15 protein-coding genes and 1 tRNA gene are annotated in these 17,962 nt (G+C 63.9%); 2 read left to right on the plus strand and 14 right to left on the minus strand.

Annotated features, from left to right (window positions below; all coding sequences use genetic code 11):
* Positions 1-718: 718 nt before the first annotated feature.
* On the plus strand, positions 719-1,990 hold the full coding sequence (locus J6500_RS09560) for a site-specific integrase (protein WP_225712438.1): 1,272 nt from the start codon (positions 719-721) through the stop codon (positions 1,988-1,990).
* Between the two features lie 57 nt (positions 1,991-2,047).
* Here the strand turns inward: J6500_RS09560 and J6500_RS09565 are convergent.
* From J6500_RS09565 to J6500_RS09585, 5 genes are all read right to left on the minus strand, one after another.
* Positions 2,048-2,123 (minus strand) — tRNA-Lys (locus J6500_RS09565).
* A gap of 172 nt (positions 2,124-2,295) precedes the next feature.
* Entirely contained in the window at positions 2,296-2,886 is a 591-nt protein-coding gene (locus tag J6500_RS09570; RefSeq protein WP_225712439.1) for a Spy/CpxP family protein refolding chaperone, read from the minus strand.
* Between the two features lie 122 nt (positions 2,887-3,008).
* Positions 3,009-4,334 carry a TRAP transporter large permease gene (locus tag J6500_RS09575; protein ID WP_225712440.1) on the minus strand — a complete coding sequence of 442 codons (1,326 nt, stop codon included), beginning with the start codon at positions 4,332-4,334 and terminating at the stop codon, positions 3,009-3,011.
* Positions 4,331-4,906, minus strand: coding sequence for a TRAP transporter small permease (locus J6500_RS09580; RefSeq protein WP_225712441.1), 576 nt, complete (start codon positions 4,904-4,906; stop codon positions 4,331-4,333). Before J6500_RS09580 ends, J6500_RS09575 begins: the two co-directional genes overlap by 4 nt.
* A 98-nt stretch (positions 4,907-5,004) precedes the next feature.
* A complete protein-coding gene (locus tag J6500_RS09585) occupies positions 5,005-6,009 on the minus strand; it encodes a TRAP transporter substrate-binding protein (RefSeq protein WP_225712442.1) in 1,005 nt (334 codons plus the stop codon).
* 438 nt (positions 6,010-6,447) lie between these two features.
* Between J6500_RS09585 and J6500_RS09590 the strand changes: the two genes are divergently transcribed.
* Positions 6,448-6,819 carry a hypothetical protein gene (locus J6500_RS09590; RefSeq protein WP_225712443.1) on the plus strand — a complete coding sequence of 124 codons (372 nt, stop codon included), beginning with the start codon at positions 6,448-6,450 and terminating at the stop codon, positions 6,817-6,819.
* A 55-nt stretch (positions 6,820-6,874) separates the two neighbouring features.
* Here J6500_RS09590 and J6500_RS09595 read toward each other — a convergent pair whose 3' ends face one another.
* From J6500_RS09595 to J6500_RS09635, 9 genes are all read right to left on the minus strand, one after another.
* A complete protein-coding gene (locus J6500_RS09595; RefSeq protein ID WP_225712444.1) occupies positions 6,875-7,855 on the minus strand; it encodes a LysR family transcriptional regulator in 981 nt (326 codons plus the stop codon).
* Between the two features lie 735 nt (positions 7,856-8,590).
* Positions 8,591-10,153, minus strand: a complete 1,563-nt coding sequence (locus J6500_RS09600; RefSeq protein ID WP_225712445.1) for a 2-isopropylmalate synthase — start codon at positions 10,151-10,153, stop codon at positions 8,591-8,593.
* A gap of 732 nt (positions 10,154-10,885) precedes the next feature.
* Positions 10,886-11,833 (minus strand): polyphosphate kinase 2 family protein, encoded by a 948-nt coding sequence (locus tag J6500_RS09605; protein ID WP_225712446.1) that lies wholly within the window; start codon positions 11,831-11,833, stop codon positions 10,886-10,888.
* On the minus strand, positions 11,799-12,809 hold the full coding sequence (locus tag J6500_RS09610) for a branched-chain amino acid ABC transporter permease (protein ID WP_225712447.1): 1,011 nt from the start codon (positions 12,807-12,809) through the stop codon (positions 11,799-11,801). Before J6500_RS09610 ends, J6500_RS09605 begins: the two co-directional genes overlap by 35 nt.
* On the minus strand, positions 12,806-13,687 hold the full coding sequence (locus J6500_RS09615; RefSeq protein ID WP_225712448.1) for a branched-chain amino acid ABC transporter permease: 882 nt from the start codon (positions 13,685-13,687) through the stop codon (positions 12,806-12,808). The genes J6500_RS09610 and J6500_RS09615 overlap by 4 nt, the downstream gene beginning before the upstream one ends.
* Positions 13,688-13,926: 239 nt before the next feature.
* Positions 13,927-14,631 carry an ABC transporter ATP-binding protein gene (locus J6500_RS09620; protein ID WP_225712449.1) on the minus strand — a complete coding sequence of 235 codons (705 nt, stop codon included), beginning with the start codon at positions 14,629-14,631 and terminating at the stop codon, positions 13,927-13,929.
* A gap of 3 nt (positions 14,632-14,634) precedes the next feature.
* Positions 14,635-15,408: an ABC transporter ATP-binding protein gene (locus J6500_RS09625; RefSeq protein WP_225712450.1), complete on the minus strand. Its 774-nt coding sequence runs from the start codon at positions 15,406-15,408 to the stop codon at positions 14,635-14,637.
* A gap of 235 nt (positions 15,409-15,643) precedes the next feature.
* Positions 15,644-16,954, minus strand: coding sequence for an ABC transporter substrate-binding protein (locus tag J6500_RS09630; RefSeq protein WP_225712451.1), 1,311 nt, complete (start codon positions 16,952-16,954; stop codon positions 15,644-15,646).
* 255 nt (positions 16,955-17,209) lie between these two features.
* Entirely contained in the window at positions 17,210-17,911 is a 702-nt protein-coding gene (locus tag J6500_RS09635) for an NUDIX hydrolase (RefSeq protein ID WP_225712452.1), read from the minus strand.
* Between the last annotated feature and the right edge of the window lie 51 nt (positions 17,912-17,962).

Genomic DNA, 17,962 nt, shown 5'->3' on the forward strand with positions numbered 1-17,962 from the left:
AGTGATAGCGACGCCGGCATGCAATGACGGCGGGGCCCGCGGGCGAGTGCCTCCGGCGAGCGACACATTATATCTGTCTTCGCTTGCGCGAGGGCTCGCAGCCGGATGGCCGAGACGCAACGCGGCTCGGTTGACAAGAACCCGGTGCAGCAACTGCCGCACGCGCCATGCAGAAGAAAACGATGACCAAGTTTCAGGAATCCGGAACTCGTTGCGAATCTTTATCTACAACAGCGAGGGATGCGATAACGCGAAGATGATCGACTTGACCAAGCGGCCACCTCTCGTACCGAAATGACGTAAACATCCCGACTCTGGCGCGGGATGCGGCAAATTTCTTCGGCCTGGCGTTGAATGATCGGAGCCAATCATGTTGGCTGCTTCGAATGGCAATCGATCGCCCTGCAAGCAAACCGAGCGGTGTCAGCAGACAGCGCTACGCTTTTGCGCGATACAACGCCTTGTCACCGCGCTATCCGGAAAACGGCGCATGGCCGGCGGAGATGCGGATTGATATGCTCGCTGCATATCTCGACTTCAGAAGTGTGCGCGAACTCGTGCTTGCTGTGTCTCGAGGCGATGCACCGTCACCTACGAGCTGTCGAGGTAGCGGCCGATCACGGGAAGCAATCTGGGCAAGAATCATCGTCGATGAGCATGTTGCGGGCGCCGGTGCGGTCAGGCAGAATCGGCCGACATCCGACCTGGCAGCGCTGGTATGAAACCTCCCAAGACTGCTCTGAGATTGCCTCGCTATTGCAGGCGAAAGCCGCTGCGGAACGGCCGATGGGCCTACTTCTTCGAGCCTCCAACATGGGCGCGCGCGCAAGGATGTCACGTCAAGGCGGAGGCGCTCGGCGAGGATTATCGTACTGCCGTTGAGCGCGCCGAGTACGTTCTGCTGCCGGCTTTCGACAGCTGGCGGTCTCGCGGGCTGACGGACCTGGTTCCGATCGGCCTCGTTCCCGGGTCGTTCGACTGGCTAGTCGGCGTGTTCAAGAGCCATCAAAAGTGGAAGGAGATCGACCATAAGACCCAGCGGCTCTACGAACAGGGCCTGTCCCTCTTCGCCAATTACAAGCTCAAGGACGGCACCCGCGCAGGGTCGAAGCAGATCTCCCAGTTCACCAAAGGCTTTGTCGATATGATCTATGCAAAGCTTCTCGTGGTGGAGGAGAAGGACGCGGACGGCAAGATTGTCGAACGCGAACGCCGCCGTTTCGCGAATGCTTCAATGACCGCCTGCCGGCGCGCCTGGTTCGTCGGTCAGCGCGCCCAGGAAAAGCTAGTGCCGGCGATCAACCCGTTCTCGCGGATGGGACTCAAGGCACGATCGCCGGGTATGCCCGTGCGGGAGACGCCGACCGCGACCTGGGATGATCTTGTTGCATTCAGGAAGGCGGCGATGAGGCTTGGCTACGCGTCAATCGCGACCGCCGCGTTGGTGACCTGGGAGTGGTTGCAGCGCGAGGAGCATGTCTTCGGCGCCTTTGAGATTTCGCACTACCGCCCCAAGGAGCGGCCCAATAGCGTGAAGATCGTGCATCCGAAGAACGGCGAGGAAGCCTGGTGGCCGCTCTTCGATGATCGGGGCGAAGCACTCTTTCCCGAACTGATGGCCGAGCTCGATGCCATCAAGCGGGTCACGGTCTCGGGCCTGGTTTTCAGGCGCGATCATGCGCACCGCAAGTCGCCTACCCCGCTACCGTGGATCACTGAGCGCCAGGATCTTCGCTACCTGCGCCGCGTCGTAAAGGACATCGTCGTCGCGGCCGGCATTCGATCCGAACTTTCATTCACCTCTTTCCGCCACGGCGGTTTCACCGAGGGTGCCGACAGTGACCTCACCGACGCGGAATTGCGGGCAGCCGGCCGCCACCGGTCAGCGCGACAATTGCCGACCTATGCGAAACGGACACGCAAGCAGCTGATCTCGGGGACCCGGAAACGGCGCGAGGAGCGAACAAAAGCAGCCGGTTTGTCGGAATAGACACGGCTGTTTGTCGGAATGACCGCTACGAGGGCTAACCTAAGCTATTGAAAAGCTTGGTGGGCGCACCAGGGCTCGAACCTGGGACCCGCTGATTAAGAGTCAGCTGCTCTACCAACTGAGCTATGCGCCCGGAACTTGTCCGGAAGTGGCCCTCGCAAGAGGGCCGTCGTTTAGCAGGGCGATTCCTCGATGTCCAGCAAGCTGGACGATTTTTCCTGACTTTTACCAACTCTTCGAACGCGCCAAAGGCCGCCGGATTCCGGCGGCCTTTCAGTCACTTGCGAAGCCGCTCCGGCCGAGGCTCAAAGCCGTCCGGAGCGCTCCTGGTCGCCATCGCGATCGTGGTCGTAGCGATCGCGGTCGTAGCCGCGGCCGCCGCGTTCCCAGCGGTCGAATCCGCGCTCGAAACGGTGTCGGCGCCAGCCCTCGGCGCCGAAACCGCGGCCCTCCAGGTGGGTCAGCATCGAGAGCCGCCGCTTCTGGCTGTCGTCGAGCGTCTTGTAGAGCGGGTCAGCGGCATCGGCGATCTTCTTCAGCGACGCCGCCGTCGCCGCCATGCCGTCGGCGCGTTCGCGCAGGCGGGCGACCGGATCATCGACCTTCTGCGCCTTGTCGCCGTCATCCTTCCCGGCGGCCATCCGCGCGTTGGCGCGATCCATCCGCTGCTTGGCGAAATCGCGCACCGCGGCCTCGACTGGCGGCCACAGCTTCTCCTGATCCGCGGTCAGCTTCAGCCCGGCATGGACCGCAGCGATGCGGGCGTCGAGGAAGGCGGCGCGGTCCTCGGGGCTCATCCGCATCGGACCATGGAACCAGGGGCGATGCTGGGCATAGACCACGGTCGAGCCGGCGAGCGTCAGCGCCGCGACACCGGCGAGCAGAACTCTCTTCATGCGAACCTCCTTTGAAGGTTGCTCGAAGATGATGCGCCCCGCGCCTGCCTGCAACTTACCGATTGGACAGACAGGCCTCTGTTACCAAGATGTAATTCCCGGTTAACGCCCAGAAACCTCTCCTAAATCATTCCCAACATTCGCGGCAGCCACAGCGAGATTTCGGGCACGTAGGTGACGACGCCGAGGAAGATCAGCATCGTCAGCAACCACGGCCACACCGCGATCGTCAGCTCGGTGATGCCCATCTTGGCAATGCCCGATGCGACATAGAGGTTGAGGCCGACCGGGGGATGGCACATGCCGACCTCCATGTTCACCACCATCAGGATGCCGAGATGCACCGGATGGATGCCGAGCTTGACCGCCACCGGGAACAGGATCGGCGCCATGATCAGCACGATCGAGGACGCCTCCATCACGTTGCCGGCGATCAGCAGCAGCACGTTGACGATCAGGAGGAAGATGATCCAGTCGACGCCGACGGAGGTGATCCAGGTCGCGATCTGCTGCGGGATGTTCTCGTTCGCCATCAGGAAGGAGAACAGCACCGCATTGGTGATGATGTAGAGGATCATCGCGCTCATGTTGGCGGAGCCGAGCAGCACCTTCGGCACATCCTTCAGCGACATGTCGCGATAGACGAACACGGCGATGACGAAGGCATAGACCGCGCTGACCGCGGCCGCCTCGGTCGGGGTGAACATGCCGGTGTAGATGCCGCCGAGCACGATCAGGATCAGCAGCAGGCCCCACATGCATTTGCGGAATGCGGTGAACCGCTCGCTCCAGCTCGCCTTCGGCAGCCGCGGATAGTCGTTGCGCCAGGCGCGATAGAAGGTGGTCAGCCCGAGCAGGGTCGCCAGCATCAATCCGGGGATCACGCCGGCGATGAACATCTGCCCGACCGATGCCGACGACACCCGGTGACCGGCGGGATCGAGCGCGATGCTGCCGCCGGTGGCGACGCAATAGATCACCATCACGATCGACGGTGGAATCAGGATGCCGAGCGCGCCCGACGTGGTGATGACGCCGGCGCCGAAACGCCTGGGAAAGCCCTGCTTCACCATCGCCGGCATCATGATCGAGCCGATCGCGATCACTGTCGCGGGCGAGGATCCCGACACCGCGGCGAACAGCGCGCAGGCCATCACGCCGGCGAGCCCGAGCCCGCCATACCAGTGTCCGACCATCGAAGTGGCGAAGTTGATCATTCGTCTCGCCACCCCGCCATGGGTCAGGAAATTGCCGGCGAGGATGAAGAACGGGATCGCCATGATCTCGAAATTGTCGATGCCGGTGAACAGCTTCAGCGCCACCGACTCGGTCGGCACGTTGGTCATCGTGTAGATGAAGGTGAGCACGGTGAGGCCGAGCGCGATCGAGATCGGCATGCCGGTCAGCATCAGCGCGATCAGCAGGCCGAAGATGATGAGGCTGGTCATCGCGTCACCTCCGCGGCGCCGGCGCCGGGCGCTTCGATATCGACGCCCTCGACATGAGCGTGATCATGATGCGGCAGCTCGCCGGTGCGGACATAGGCGTAGGCGACCTGCAGGAAGCGGAAGCACATCAGATAGGAGCCGAGCGGAATGCAGAGATAGACGAGCCAGCTCGGGATCTCGAGATCGGGCGAGACCTGGTCGGTGTGCATCAGGCCCCAGACGAACTTGGCGCCCATGGTGCCGATCACTGCGGTGAAGAAGGCGCCGCAGAGCAGCCCGAACAGCACGATCGCATTCTTCCAGGGCGATTTGAGCTGATTGACCACGACGTCGACGCCGACATGGATGCCGGTGCGCACGCCGTAGGCGGCGCCGAACTTGGCAACCCAGACGAACATGTAGATGCAGAGCTCCTGCGCCCAGGACAGGTTGATCGGAAACAGGATCGGATAGAGGAAAGGGATACCGATCAGGTAGCGATGCATGACCGCGACGAAGATCAGCAGCGTCGCCGCCGCCATCAACGTCGCGATCAGGATCTCTTCAAGCCGGTCCAGAATACGCAGTAGCATCAAAGCTCCCCCTCACGGCCGGACGGATGCGCCGCGCCGTGCCCTCCGCCGCGGCCGCTCCGACCGCCGCCATCTCAATCGCGGTTTCCGACGTCCGCTCAGTTCATCGGGCTGCGGCCCGTTTCCTTCAGGAACTCGTCGATCAAGGGCTGACCGACGCGAGAGGCGACGTCCTTGTAGACCGGCATCATCGCCTTGCGCATCGCCTCGTCCTGCTCCGGCGTCAGCTTGACGATCTCGCTCTTGCCGCTCTTCTTGATCTCGGCGAGTGCGTCCTCGTTTTCCTTGGCGGACTGGCTGTTGCCGTAGGCGGTGGCTTCCTTCATCGCCTTGTCGAGCTGCTCGCGAACATCGGCCGGCAGGCCATCCCAGAACTTCTTATTCACGACCACGACGTAGCCGATATAGCCGTGGTTGGTCTCGGTGATGTACTTCTGCACCTCGTGCATCTTCTGGGTGTAGATGTTCGACCAGGTGTTCTCCTGGCCGTCGACGACGCCGGTCTGCAGCGCCTGGTAGACTTCCGAGAACGCCATCACCTGCGGAATCGCGCCGAGCGATCGGAATTGGGCTTCCAGCACCTTCGACGACTGGATGCGGAACTTGAGGCCCTTGTAGTCGGCGGGCGCGACCAGCTTCTTGTTGGCGCTCATCTGCTTGAAGCCATTGTCCCAATAGGCAAGACCGGTCATTCCCTTGGCATCGAGCAGCTTGAGCAGCTTGGCGCCGAGTGGACCGTCGGTGACCTTGCGCAGCGTCTTGAGGTCCGGAAGGATGTAGGGCAGGTCGAACACCTCGAATTCCTTGACCCCGATCGGCCCGAACTTCGAGTTCGACGGCGCCAGCATCTGCACCGCGCCGAGCTGCAGCGCCTCGAGCTCTTCCTTGTCCTTGTAGAGCTGCGAGTTCGGGTAGACTTCGACCTTCACCTTGCCGGCGGTGTATTTCTCGGCGAGCTCCTTGAACTTCTCGGCCGCCTGCCCCTTCGGCGTATTGGTCGCCACCACGTGGCTGAATTTGAGAATGATCGGCGACTGCGCGAACGCCGGTCCGGCAACAGTCAGCGCCGCGATCGAAGCCGCAGCCAAAATGAATCTACGCATGTTTCCTCCCGCGTATTGCGGAGCACGAACCATCGGCCCCGAGCCATTCCGCCGCACCTTTACAGAGAAGCGAACGCGAATGCCATTGCCCCTTTAGCAGGGTCTGATTTGCATATTGCTGCGATGCACAATACACACTGCGACAGCGGTATCGACCGCGGCCGTTGCGACCGTTCGATAACACCGCTGCACGCTGTGCCCCGCCGTGGCGGCGAGGTCAATGCGAGGTTCGGAAAGGGCGAATTCGCGAGCCGCGAATGCTGGTGGCGGTGTCCCGTCCAGGTGTGCGCTTTCGAACGGATAGTCGGACAGCTTACTCGCGGTCCCGCATTCGTTGCAGCAAGCGCGCGGCGGCAACGAGATCCGGCGTGGCAAAGCCCTCCGTGAACCTTTCATGGACCGGGGCGAGCGACCGAACGGCCTTTGGCATGAACATCCATGGCGATGAAGAGCCGGATCGGCGCAGAGACGATCGCCTGCTCGACCTGTCACATGACCTCCACTTTACCGAACGATCCGGCGCCGGCACCGCTGCGCGCCGGCATCGACTGGCAGCTCGCGCCGGTTGAGTTCGACTGGTTCGGCAAGAGCGGCGCCGAGATCTGCGCGCAACTGAGGGATCCCAAGCGCAATGGCGGCCGCGACGCCGTCGGTCTGCTCGAACATCTGCGGCACGATGCATCGCTCGGCGGCTTCATCCCGCGCGGCTGGGCGCCCGGCGCCGGCCGCAGCACGCCGCCGGGGACCTTCGAGGATCACGTCAAGGACATGGCGCAGTGGGGCGCGGCGGGGCAACCCTGTCCGAATTGACGGCGGCGTTGCCGCCACAGGCGACGGCGCTTTGCTTGCGCTGGTACGCCTTGATCTATCCTGCCTGTCCCGCTCGCGCAGTCTCCGGGGCGCGCAGATAATCCAGCATCAGGCGGCTGGTCACGGACAGGTGCGCGGCATCGCGGACCACCAGCTTCAATTCGCGCCGCCCCCAGGCGTCGCGCAGCGGGATCGCACGCAGCCCCATGCCGGCGCCGACCACCGCGAAGGCGCGGTCGGGGATCAGGCCGAGGCCCATATTGGCCTGCACCATGCGGCATACCGCATCGAAGCCGGGCACGTTGATGCGCAGCCGCATCGTCTTGCCCGCCTGCGTCGCCGCATATTGCGAGCGCAGATAGATCGAGCTCGCGGTGTGCAGGCCGATGTGATCGTAATCGAGCGTTTCGGTGAACAGCAGGCTGTCACGACCGGCTAGCGGATGATCCGGCCGCATCACCACGACCAGATTGTCGTAGCGATAGTGAAAGGCCTCGAGCGCGCGGCTGTCGGCCTCGGCCGAGCAGATGCCGATCTCGGCCGCGCCCTCCTCGATGCCGCGCACCACCTGCCCGCTCGGCCGCTCCTGCAAATCGACGCGCAGCAGCTCATGCGCGGCGAAGAAGGCGGATAGATCCTCCGGCAAATACTGCACGATCGCCGAGAGGTTGGCGAGCATGCGGACATGGCCGCGCACGCCTTGCGAATATTCCGACAGCTCGACCGCGATCTTCTCGACATTGAGCAGCGTGACGCGGGCGTGATGCAGCAGCGCCTCGCCGGCCGGCGTCAGCGCCATGCCCTTTGCCAGCCGCTTGAACAGCGTGACGCCGAAAGCGAGCTCGAAATCGTTCATCCGCTTCGACACCGCCGAGGCCGCGATCCCCTCGCGCTGCGCGGCGCGGGTCAGGTTCTGCTCGTCGCAGACCGCGATGAAAAGACGCAGCGTGGTGAGATCGACGCGGCGCGTCAGCGCGGCTTCCGCAGCCGTCGGGCTGCGCTGCGGAAGGTCGACGGCGATGGAGGCAAGCGACATGGGTAGTGTCCCGGCGGGGATGGACGCGCCAAGGTTAGCGCCGGCCGGGGTGCAAAAAATCCCAATTGCGACGGCGGCCGGGCCGCGGCGTGGAAACGGATTCCAGTACTTGCCTCAAAATCGGCAACAGATTCCAATACGGGTGTTCATGTCCGGCGTCGTCCTGGCGAACGCCAGGACCCATTGCCCCAGCCGCTTGTCGTAGCGCGACGCTGGGCCGCTAATTCCGCTCTCAATCGAATTCGGTGGTTATGGGTCCTGGCTTTCGCCAGGACGACGAAGTGGGGAGGCTGCTCGCTACAACTTTATTGCCGCCATCCTGAGTGAGTGTGGAGCCTTGTCCTCACCCATCGCTGTCATCGCCCGGCCTGCGCGCAATTGCCCACATGGACCGGGCGATCCAGTATTCCAGAGACAGTCGCTATTGAGCCGATAGGCCGCGGCGTACTGGATCGCCCGGTCAAGCCGGGGGACGACAGCGAGCAAGTTGAACTAACCAACCGGTTACCTGGGGGGCGCGCAGCGGCCGTCTCGAAGGGGCGGCGGCCCGGGCTTTCCTCGAGGTGATTGTGACGCGTTGAAGCAGTGGGGCCGTGCATCCGTCGAGACACCGCTTCGCGGCCGCTCCAGCGACAAAGGCGAAGCCTTTGCGCGGGGATGACTGGTTTGAAAGGCGGACGCCCAAACAAAACGCGGCGCCGAAGCGCCGCGTTTCGTATTGCCTCTAACCGTCCGTCAGCCCGCGACCTTCGCGGCCGGGACGTCGCGCTGCCGCTTCATCACGATCTTGTTCAGGGCGCCGAGATAGGCCTTTGCGGAGGCGACCAGCGTGTCCGGGTCGGCGGCGCGGGCGGTCATCGAGCGGCCCTCATGGGCGAGGCGGACCGAGACTTCGGCCTGCGCGTCGGTGCCTTCGGTTACCGCGTGCACCTGATACAGTTCGAGCTTGGCCTCGTGCGGCACCAGGCGCTTGATGCAGTTGAAGACCGCGTCGACCGGGCCGTTGCCCTCGGCCTCCTCGATCCTGATCTGGCCGTCGACGTCGAGCTTCATGGTGGCGCGCTGCGGGCCATGGGTGCCGGCGATCACGGTCAGAGAGGCCAGCTTGATGCGGTCGTGCGCAGCGGCCATCTCCTGGTCGACCAGCGCCTCGATATCCTCGTCGTAGATGTCCTTCTTGCGGTCGGCCAGCGCCTTCATCCGCGTGAACGCATCCTCCAGCTGGTTGGCGCCGAGCTTGTAGCCCATCTCCTCCAGCTTGTGGATGAAGGCATGGCGGCCGGAATGCTTGCCGAGCACCAGCGAGGACTGCTTCAACCCGACCATCTCGGGCTTCATGATCTCGTAGGTCGAGGCGTCCTTCAGCACGCCGTCCTGATGGATGCCGCTCTCATGGGCGAAGGCGTTACGGCCGACGATCGCCTTGTTGTACTGCACCGGGAAGGAGGTCGCGGCCGATACCACCTTCGAGGCGCGGGTGAGCTGCGTTGTGTCGATCTTGTTCCAGTACGGAAAGCGGTCATTGCGCACGTTGATCGCCATCACGATCTCTTCCAGCGCGGCGTTGCCGGCGCGCTCGCCGATGCCGTTGATGGTGCACTCGACCTGGCGCGCGCCGCCCATGATGCCGGCCAGCGAGTTCGCCACCGCCATGCCGAGGTCGTTATGGCAGTGCACCGAGAAGATCGCCTTGTCGGAGTTCGGCACCCGCTCGATCAGCGTCCGCATGAAGTGGGTGTATTCCTCCGGCACCGTGTAGCCGACGGTGTCGGGGATGTTCACCGTGGTGGCGCCGGCCTTGATGACGGCTTCGACGATCCGGCACAGATAGTCCATCTCGCTGCGGGTGCCGTCCTCGGCCGACCATTCGACGTCGTCGATCTGGTTGCGGGCGCGAGCGACCATCGCGACCGAAGTCTCGATCACTTCCTCCGGGGTCTTGTTCAGCTTGACCCGCATGTGCAGCGGCGAGGTCGCGATCACGGTGTGGACGCGGCCGCGCCGTGCGAACTTCACCGCTTCGGCGCAGCGGTCGATGTCGGCCGGATGGGCGCGGGAGAGACCGGCGATCACCGAGTTCTTGGAGCGGCGGGCGATCTCGCTGACCGCCTGGAAGTCGCCCTCCGAGGTGATCGGGAAACCGGCCTCGATCACGTCGACGCCCATGTCGTCCAGGAGCTCGGCGACCTCCAGCTTCTCCTCGAAGGTCATGGTGGCGCCGGGGCACTGCTCGCCGTCGCGCAAGGTGGTGTCGAAAATGATGACGCGGTCCTTTTCGGACTTGTTCACGGTGGCCATGTCTCGAATTCCTCTAAAAGCTTTGCGCCCGTCCGGTTGCTTCTGGGTTCCTTGGGGCGATGTCAGGGTCTGGTGATCTCGTCAAACCCCTGAGTGCCCAGGCGCAATTGCCCAGCCGGCCCTCAGGGGCAGGTAAGAAGCAGGCCGCCAAGAAGGAGGGTGCGCGCTGCGGCCGGGATCGTGGCGGTAGCCAAGGCCACCTCCCCGAGAATCCCATCGATTTGGCCGCGAATCAGCATTGCCAGACCCTTTGAGCGCCCAGATCCTCGGGCAAAACCGTTGACGGTTGGTTGCCGGGGCGCATGGTGCGGTCGTTCTAGACGATTATGGCAAGCCGCCGCAATGGGGAAAGAGAGACAGCAGAGCTGACCTAATGCAACGGACGATAGGCCCGGCGCCATTTCGGAACAATAGAATAGTACCGATGAGTTGCCCGACGTGTCAAGGCCGGCGCCGAATGCACCCGCCAGCTCCTTTGCATGGGGTTGTTTTTCGAGATTTGACGTTGCGGTAAGGGACGTATCGGCCGAACGGTTCCCTCTCCCCTTGCGGGAGAGGGTTACGGAGAGGGATCCCACACGACGTGCTCCTTCGATCGTGCGCTTCGACGCGCGCGGTCGAGATTGCGAGGGCGCGGCACCCATGTCGATCATTTCGCCCGGGTCCACCCGTCACCCCCAACCCTCTCCCACAAGGGGAGAGGGAGTCTGAGCAGGTGCTCACCTGACGGCGCTACTTCTTCTTCGCCTTCTTTCCGTTCCCTTCCGCGCCGCCCTTCCCCTCCGCCAGCAGCGCGTCGCGGACGCGCTTGAATTCGCTGAGGTCCGCCTTGTCGACTTCGGGGAATTTCAGGTCGAGCCTGTCGAGGGCGTCGACGATGGTCGAGCCGATCACGACGCGGGCGAACCATTTGTGGTCGGCGGGGACGATGTGCCACGGCGCCTCCCTGGTCGAGGTGTGGTGGATCATGTCCTGGTAGGCGGTCTGGTATTTCGCCCACAGCTTGCGCTCGGCAACATCAGCCATCGAGAACTTCCAGTTCTTCGCCGGCTCCTCCAGCCGGGCGAGGAAGCGCTGGCGCTGCTCCTCCTTGGAGACATGCAGGAAGAACTTCAGGATCACGGTGCCGTTGCGCGACAAATAGCGCTCGATCGCCGAGATGTCCTCGAAGCGCTCGCGCCAGATGTTTTTCGTCACCAGCTTCTTCGGGATCTTCTGCCTCTCCAGCACCTCCGGATGCACGCGCACCACGAGGCATTCCTCGTAATAAGAGCGGTTGAAGATGCCGATGCGGCCGCGTTCCGGCAGCGCGACCATCGCGCGCCACATGAAATCGTGATCGAGCTCGCGGCTCGACGGCTGCTTGAACGACCACACCTCGCAGCCCTGCGGGTTGACGCCCTCGAACACGCTCTTGATCGCAGAATCCTTGCCGGCGGCGTCCATGCCCTGGAAGATCAAGAGCAGCGACCAGCGGTCCTGGGCGTAGAGCCTTTCCTGGAAATCGTTGAGCCGCTTGCGGTTCGCTTCGATGATCTTGCTTCCCGCATCCTTGTCGATGCCGCCCTTCTCGGCGGTCCGGAACGATTTGAGGTGGAATTCGCTCGCGCCGTCGTAACGGAACGGCGCGACAAAGGGTTTTAGTTCATCGGCGAGCGATGGGGACGGTTTGTTGCTCATGACCTCTCGGCGGCTTGCGTGGCGATTTGACCAGGTCGATCACGCTACCAAGAATGCCCTTGGGCAGGAAGATGATGAACAGCACCAGCAGCACGCCATAGACCAGATTGTCCCAGCCGACCGCCTTGGTGCCGAACGAGATGCGCAGCACCTCCGCGAGCAGGATGGTGATGATGGCGCCGACCGTCGGCCCGAGCGCGACATAGACGCCGCCCACGATCGCCGCGAACACCATCTGCAGCGAGACCGCGATGCCGCTGACCGTGTCGGGCGAGATGAACATCTGGTACTGGCAGTAGAGCGCGCCGGCCAGTGCGGTCATCAGCGCCGAGATCAGCGTGATCTTGAGCTTCTCGGCGGTGACGTTGACGCCGGCGGCGGCGGCGGCGTCCTCGTCCTCCGAGATCGCCTCCATGGCATGGCGGCTCATGCTGCGGTCGATGGCGCGCCAGACCGCGAGGCCAACCACCCAGACCGTCAACGCGATCAGATACCAGGTGGTCTTGTCGTCGAATTGCAGCGCGATGAGTCCCTTGCCGCTCGGGGCGCGCTGCGGCGTGTAGCCGAGCGAGCCGCCGGTATAGTCGCGCGTCGCAGTGATGACCTGCAGCACGATGCCCGACAGCGCCAAGGTCACCAGCACGAAGTAGTGCCCGGTGATGCGGAAGCGGAAGCAGGGATAGGCGACGATCAGCGCCAGCACGCCGGCGGTCGCCATGCTCAAGGGAATGCCGATCCACGGCGTGATGCCGAGGTGGTTCCAGAGCAGCGCCGTGACATAGGCACCGATGCCCATGAAGCCGCCATGGCCGAGCGAGACCAGGCCGAAGCGGCCCATGATCGACCACGATGTGTAGGCGAACGACCAGATCAGGATCAGCACCAGGATGTGCAGGTGATAGGGATCGCGGTGCACGAACGGCACCGCGACGAGCACGATCAGCGCGATGATCCAGCCTGCGAGCTGCCTGTTCACGAGCGCCTCGCCAGAAGGCCCGCGGGCCGGATGAACATCATGACGATGAAGAAGGCGAACGCCAGCACGTAGCCCCATTCAAGGTCGGAGAACAGGCCGCCGAGCGAGATGATCTCGGCGAACACGAAGGCGGCGATGAAGCCGCCGATGAAATTGCCGAGCCCGCCGAGCACGCAGATCAGGAAGGTGATCGGGCCGAACGACAGGCCGACGAACGGATGCACGTCGTATTGCAGCACCAGGAGGCATGCGGCGAGGCCGGCAAGCCCGCCGCCGACCGCCGAGGTGATCAGGTAGATGCGCTTGGTATCAACGCCCATCAGCGGCATGATCTGGCGGTCCTGCGCGATGGCGCGGATCGCGGTGCCGGTGAAGGTGCGGGTCAGGAACAGATAGACGCCGATCATGCCGAGCAGCGCCGCCACGAATGACAGCAGCCGTGCGTAGGAAAAATTCATCTCGCCGAGCGCCAGCACCGGCAGGCGGATGCCGAGATTGCGGAAGTCGATGCCGAAGGCGACGGTGGCAAAGCTCTGCAGGATGAACAGCACGCCGCCGGTGGCGAGCAGCTGGTTGATCGGCGGCGCGGTGAGCAGCGGCGCGATGACGAGGTAATGCAGCGCCGCTCCGAGCAGCGCCACCAGCAGGATGACCAGCGGCGCGGCCGCCCAATAGGGCAAGTGGTAGACCTGCACGAGATAGTACATGCCGTACATGCCGATCATCACCAGCTCGGCATAGCAGATCCAGGTGACGTCGATGACGCCGAAGATCAGGTTGAGCCCGAGCGCGAGCAGCGCCAGCACGCCGCCGAGCAGGATGCCGTTGATCACGGCCTCTAAGAGGTAGATGTCGAAGATGTCGAGGAAGGATTGCATGCTCTCACACTGCCTTAGACCGCGACGTCTTCCATTGAACTGGCACAACCGTCATCCTGAGGCGCGAGCCTTGCAGCGCAACTGCGCTGCTGGGCGAGCCTCGAAGGATGCACGGCCCGGCTGGTGGCCGATTCCTCCTTCGAGGCTCGCCCCGCGGCGCAAGCGCGCCGCAGGGCTCGCACCTCAGGATGACGGGGAAACTGCGTGAGCACGCCTGCCCAATCTACTTTCATCATCCTCTACACCCCCAGATATGCCTGTCTGATGGTGTCGCTGGCCGCGAGCTCTTCGGCGGTACCGGCGGCGCGGATGCTGCCGGCTTCCAGGAGGTAGGCGCGGTCGACCACGCGCAGCACCTGCTGCACGTTCTGCTCGACGATCAGCACGGTGAGGCCGCTGGCGCGGATGCGCTTGACCAGCTCGAACACCTGCTGCACCACGACCGGCGCCAGCCCCGCCGAGGGTTCGTCGAGCAGCAGCAGTTTGGGGTTCGACATCAACGCGCGGCCGATCGCGCACATCTGCTGCTCGCCGCCGGACATGGTGCCGGCCATCTGGTTACGGCGCTCCTTCATGCGCGGGAACAGGTCGAACACGAAATCGAGCCGCTCGGCATATTTGGCGCGCGCGCCCGGCATGTAGGCGCCCATCTTCAGATTGTCCGCGACCGTGAGCCGCGGAAACAGCCGGCGGTTCTCCGGCACATGGGCGATGCCGAGGCTGACGATGCGGTGCGCGGGTGTCGCCGCGACGTCGGTGCCCTCCATCGCGATGCGGCCCTTGATCGGACGGATCAGGCCGGAGATCACCCGCATCAACGTGGTCTTGCCGGCGCCGTTCGGGCCGATCACGCCGACCGCCTCGCCCGCCTTGACGTCGAGGCTGACGTCGAACAGCGCCTGGAAGCTGCCGTAACCTGCGTCGATCGATTTCAATTCCAGCATGCGTCACGCCCCGATCCGGCGGCGCGCCTGCGCCGCCGCGGCGGCCGCGAGCGAGGCGTCCGCATCGGTGCCGAGATAGACCTCGATGACGCGGCGGTCGCCGGCAACATCGGCGGGCAAGCCTTCGGCGATCTTCTCGCCGTGATCGAGCACCATGACGCGGTCGACCACCCGCATCAAAACGCCCATGATGTGCTCGACCCAGATGATGGTGATGCCGAGCTCGTCGCGGATCCGGCGCAGCATGTCGGCGGCCTGGTCCATCTCGTGCTCGTCGAGCCCGCCGAGGCTTTCGTCGGCCAGCAGCAGTTTCGGCCCGGTCGCGATCGCCTTGGCCAGTTCGAGCTTCTTCAAGCCTGCAGCTCCCAACCCCTCGACGCTGGCATGGCGATCGGTCGGCAGGCCGACCATCGCCAGCGCGCGCTCCGCCGCCTCCTCCGCCTTGGCGCGGCTGTGGCGGCCCTGGCCGTAGAAGCCGGCGAGCGAGACGTTGTCGAAGATGCTGAGGCGATGGAACGGCCGCGGAATCTGGAAGGTGCGGCCGATGCCGCTATTGATGATCCGGTGCGGCGCGAGGCCCGCGATCTCGCGGCCGTCGAACAGGATCGAGCCGGAGGTCGGCGACAGCGTGCCGGAGAGCATGTTGAAGATCGTGCTCTTGCCGGAACCGTTCGGGCCGATCAGGCCGAGGATCTCGCCCTGCTCGACGCGGAACGAGACGTTGTTGACGGCGCGAAAGCCGCCAAACCGCTTGACCAGGCCTTCGACCGCGAGCACGGCGATTCCTTCCGAAACGCTAGAGCACGATGAGGTTAGGTTCAATCAGCCCGGCCGCTGGCTCACTGCACCTCTCCCGCTTGCGGGGGAGGTCGCATCGCATCGCGATGCGGGTGGGGGCTCTTTCCACGACGTGGCTCGTGGAGAGAGCTCCCACCCCGGCGCTCCCCCGCAAGCGGGAGAGGGAGCGCAGTTTCTTCGCGGCTGCCGTTCTACCTAATCTCATTGTGCGCTGTTACTTGTAGCTGTAGGTGGTGCCGGCGGGCAGCGGCAGCACGGTCTCGCGCTGCATCTGGCTCTTCGGCCACACCACGTAGGATTTGTCGTCGATATATTGCAGCACCACCGGAAACGAGCGTGAATTCTGCCCGGCAAACTGCTCGCCCTCGCCGTAGAACTTGACGCCGAAGCCAAGCATGGTCCCACCCTCGGGAATGTCGGTGTCGAGCGCGGCCTTGCGCAGCGCGTCGGGATCGACGCCGCCATATTTCTTGATCGCGCGCGGCAGCACGTCGTCCATGAATACATAGGCGTTGGAGGCGCCGATGCCGACATGGGCGGAGCGGATCGGCACGCCGGGCTTCAGCTTGTCGAACGCCTCGCCGATCATCTTGATCACCGGCGGCAGCTTCTTGTCCATGCTGGTCTGGTTGGCGAGCCAGATCGAGATCGGGTCTGTATTGAAGAGATAATTGGCGTCGCCGCCGAGCCCTTCCTTCAGCTTCTCGTAGACGCCATAGCCCGCCCCATGGCCGACGATGGCGCCGAACTTCAGCCCCTGCTCGCGCGCCTGGCGGAACAGAAGCGTAATGTCCGGATTGTAGCCGGTGTGGAAAATCACGTCGGGCCGTGCGCGCTTCAGCTTGGTCACCAGCGCCGAGAGGTCGGGCGCGGTCGCTGAATAGCCCTCCTTCAGCACGATGTTGAAGCCGGCCTTCTTGGCCCCGGCTTCATTGCCCTTGGCGACGTCGACGCCATAGGCGCCGTCCTCATGGATGATCGCGACCCGCAGGTCCCTCGGCTCCTTGCCGAACTTGGATTGCGCCTGGTTGGCGATGAAATCCATCGTCATCAAGCCGAACTGGTCTCCACTCGCCTGCGGGCGGAACACGTATTTGTATTTCTTGCCATCGAACACCGACGAGGAAATGCAGGTGGTCATCCACATGAACTTCTTCAGCTGCTCGACCCGGGCAGCCACCGGCACGCATTGCGCCGAGGAGAAGAAGCCCATTACCATGTCGACCTTTTCCTGCTCGAGCAGGCGGACGGCTTCGTTGATGGCAATGTCGGGCTTGCTCTGGGCATCGGCATAGACCGCCTCGACCTTGTAGCCTTCGACGCCGGTCTTGGCGTAATGGTCGAGCATGATCTTGACGCCGGTATAGTTCAGCTCAGAACCGCCGCCAGCGAGCGGACCGGTGAGGTCGAAGATCACGCCGATCTTGATCTTCTTGTCCTGCGCATGGGCGTTCACCGTGACGCACAATGCCGCAATCGCGACGGACAGACCCGCAAGCCAGCGGGCACCCTTCATGACCGGCATGAAATCCCTCCCCAGAGATTGTGCACTGCATTTTTATGGTTGTCGTGCTGCCCTATCACAGAGGCAGCGACCGAGGATGTCAAGCGCAATGGCTGCGTCCGCACGGCGCAGGGCTGATCAAAGCTTCAGCACCTGGTTGCAAATCCAGGAGAGTCTCAGGCGTCCCGCTGCACAGTCTGCTTTCGGTCAAGGGCCATCAGCGACGGCCGATCCTGGCGATCGGCGCTTCACCGTGAGAAAGGCGACAATGCACGGCTACGCCGACAGCTGCGTTTCGATAAACGCGGTGACGAAACGCGGCATCGCGCCGGTGAGATCGGCGCGGCTGCGCACCAGGTGGATGGCGGCCAGTTCCGGATCGTCCTGCCGCGCGAGGTTGGCCTCGATCCGCGCGCGCAACTCCTCGCCCGGCGCGTCGGCGCGGAGGATCCGCATCATCGCGAGCGCGGGCCCGGTGTAGATGCAGTGCCAGTCCGTATCCGCGCGGCAATCGGCCGGTGACAGGCCGGTCTCCTCCTCGAGCTCGCGCAGCACGCTGCCGGCGATATCGACGGTGTCGCCCCTGATGTCGTCGAGATCGGGCGTTCCGGACGGAAAGTAGATGCGGCCGGGATTGGCGGTGTGCTCGCCCATCTCGCCGAGCACGAAGGCGCCGTCGCTGGCGAGCAGCGCGCCCATCCCGAAACCGTTGAAGATCTCCGGATCGGGAAAGCCCCAGTCGCGCCAGGCGAGGAAGCTGGCAAAATCGGTTTCGAAATAATTGGCGCTGAGCCGGTCGTCCGCAAACACCAGATCGCGGCCGAGCAGCACGCGGCCGTTCCACAGGCTCGGCTTGGCGCGCTGCTGCACAGCGAAGTGCGCATCGATCTCGGCGCGGCGCTGATCCGCGAACGGCCACGGGCGCTGCTGCAATGTCAGGTCAAGCGTGGTGACGCGCTGAATGACCGGAACCTGCATGCCATTCACCGCGTCACTTCCTAGCCCGAGCATTGTTCCGACGCGGCCCCG

The sequence above is a fragment of the Bradyrhizobium semiaridum genome, assembly GCF_020329505.1.
In the GTDB taxonomy this organism is placed as follows: Bacteria; Pseudomonadota; Alphaproteobacteria; order Rhizobiales; family Xanthobacteraceae; genus Bradyrhizobium; species Bradyrhizobium semiaridum.

Excerpts from the sequence above, each read along its gene's own strand:
- J6500_RS09570 (WP_225712439.1), bottom strand. The coding sequence starts at position 2,886 with ATGAAGAGAGTTCTGCTCGCCGGTGTCGCGGCGCTGACGCTCGCCGGC.
- J6500_RS09615 (WP_225712448.1), bottom strand. The coding sequence starts at position 13,687 with ATGCAATCCTTCCTCGACATCTTCGACATCTACCTCTTAGAGGCCGTG.
- J6500_RS09635 (WP_225712452.1), bottom strand. The coding sequence starts at position 17,911 with ATGCAGGTTCCGGTCATTCAGCGCGTCACCACGCTTGACCTGACATTG.
- J6500_RS09630 (WP_225712451.1), bottom strand. The coding sequence starts at position 16,954 with ATGCCGGTCATGAAGGGTGCCCGCTGGCTTGCGGGTCTGTCCGTCGCG.
- J6500_RS09590 (WP_225712443.1), top strand. The coding sequence starts at position 6,448 with ATGGCGATGAAGAGCCGGATCGGCGCAGAGACGATCGCCTGCTCGACC.
- J6500_RS09585 (WP_225712442.1), bottom strand. The coding sequence starts at position 6,009 with ATGCGTAGATTCATTTTGGCTGCGGCTTCGATCGCGGCGCTGACTGTT.
- J6500_RS09620 (WP_225712449.1), bottom strand. The coding sequence starts at position 14,631 with ATGCTGGAATTGAAATCGATCGACGCAGGTTACGGCAGCTTCCAGGCG.
- J6500_RS09605 (WP_225712446.1), bottom strand. The coding sequence starts at position 11,833 with ATGAGCAACAAACCGTCCCCATCGCTCGCCGATGAACTAAAACCCTTT.
- J6500_RS09560 (WP_225712438.1), top strand. The coding sequence starts at position 719 with ATGAAACCTCCCAAGACTGCTCTGAGATTGCCTCGCTATTGCAGGCGA.
- J6500_RS09595 (WP_225712444.1), bottom strand. The coding sequence starts at position 7,855 with ATGTCGCTTGCCTCCATCGCCGTCGACCTTCCGCAGCGCAGCCCGACG.
- J6500_RS09575 (WP_225712440.1), bottom strand. The coding sequence starts at position 4,334 with ATGACCAGCCTCATCATCTTCGGCCTGCTGATCGCGCTGATGCTGACC.
- J6500_RS09580 (WP_225712441.1), bottom strand. The coding sequence starts at position 4,906 with ATGCTACTGCGTATTCTGGACCGGCTTGAAGAGATCCTGATCGCGACG.
- J6500_RS09600 (WP_225712445.1), bottom strand. The coding sequence starts at position 10,153 with ATGGCCACCGTGAACAAGTCCGAAAAGGACCGCGTCATCATTTTCGAC.